Source organism: Paracoccus denitrificans (assembly GCF_900100045.1).
GTDB classification, from domain to species: Bacteria; Pseudomonadota; Alphaproteobacteria; order Rhodobacterales; family Rhodobacteraceae; genus Paracoccus; species Paracoccus denitrificans.
Genome location: NZ_FNEA01000089.1, coordinates 1 through 1,243, shown reverse-complemented (window position 1 = coordinate 1,243; position 1,243 = coordinate 1). Strand labels below are relative to the sequence as shown.

Sequence of the window (1,243 nt, the reverse complement as noted above, 5' to 3'; positions counted from 1 at the left end):
CCGATGCCGAGAAAGACGTGCCAGGCGCAGTGCCGTTGCAGGTTGGTCCCGCTGCCCAACATCACCGGCTTGGCGCCCAGCTCCTGCACCCGGCCGTCGGCGAAATCGCCGATCAGCTCCTCGCGGCGGTCCAATTTCTGCGAACCGTTCCCCGTGATGGTCACAATGCCAGGCACGGCCTTTTCCAGCGCTCGGCGTTCATCCTCGAGGTCGTGCCAGATGATCCGGTGCGCGGCCGGGTCCTCGGCGCGGATCTCCATCAGCTTCTCGATCCGCGCCGGCAGGCTCTCGCGCTTCTCGCGCGCCGCGGCCGACAGATCGGCCGTCGCATCCTTGAACATGCGCTTCTGGCCGCTCTTCTCGACCGCGGCGCCGGCGAGGTGATCGACCGGCAGTTCGTGCCATCGCACGTCGAGCGGCGGCAGATCGTAGCCCTCGTCTGAAAACGACGGGTCCAGATCACTGGGCTTCGTGACGAACAGCGCCCAGGACGCGACCCACAGCCAGAATTCCCGCTCCTTGTGCTGCATCAGGGTCAGCTGGTCGGCCTTTTCCGAGTTGCGCTTGAAGAACCGGGTCTTGGCCTGGCCGATATCCATCACGTCGAGGAAGCCGGCATAGGACAGCAGCTCGATATAGTCGTTCGGGCTGGGCGTGGCGGTGGCGACGAAGCGATAGGGCACGCCGGCGGTCTTGACCCGGTTCGACTGGTCGCGCCGGTCGTCGCCGGCGAACAGCGCCATGAACTCGCGGAAGGTCTTGGTGCCGCCGAAGCCGCGCAGGATCGCGGCCTCGTCGAGGCTGACGCCGATGAACGGATCGGGCGAAACCTTGCCCTCGCGCACCGATTCGTAGTTGGTCAGGTAGATGCCCGGCCCGTCGACCTTGTCCGTGTCGCGGATGAATTTCAGGTCCACGGCGAACGACCCGCGGAACCGCTCCTGCGCCTCGCGCATGAACTCGCGTCGCACGCCCAGCGGCGCGGTGATCAGCGTCGGCTGGCCGGTCGTCTCGGTCAGCACGCGCATGGTCTCCAGCTGCGTCGCGGTCTTGTGCAGGCCGAAGTTCGCGAACCAGGCGCGCCGGCCGCCCTGCAGGCCCCAGGCCACCATGCGGCGGGTGTGCGGCTTGAGCGCCGGGTTCAGGGTCGCCTCGTCCACCTGCATGCCGCCGAAGCGCGGCGCGATGGCGGCCTTGGCGCGCAGGAAATCGTCATAGGAAGGATGCTGGCCCATCGCTCACA

General features: G+C 67.3%; 1 protein-coding gene. It reads right to left on the bottom strand.

The genetic code is table 11. From position 1 onward, the window contains the following. Nucleotides 1–1,235: DEAD/DEAH box helicase family protein (locus tag BLT64_RS25905; protein WP_496559555.1), on the bottom strand; the 1,235-nt coding region annotated here is incomplete at its 3' end. Nucleotides 1,236–1,243: the final 8 nt, after the last annotated feature.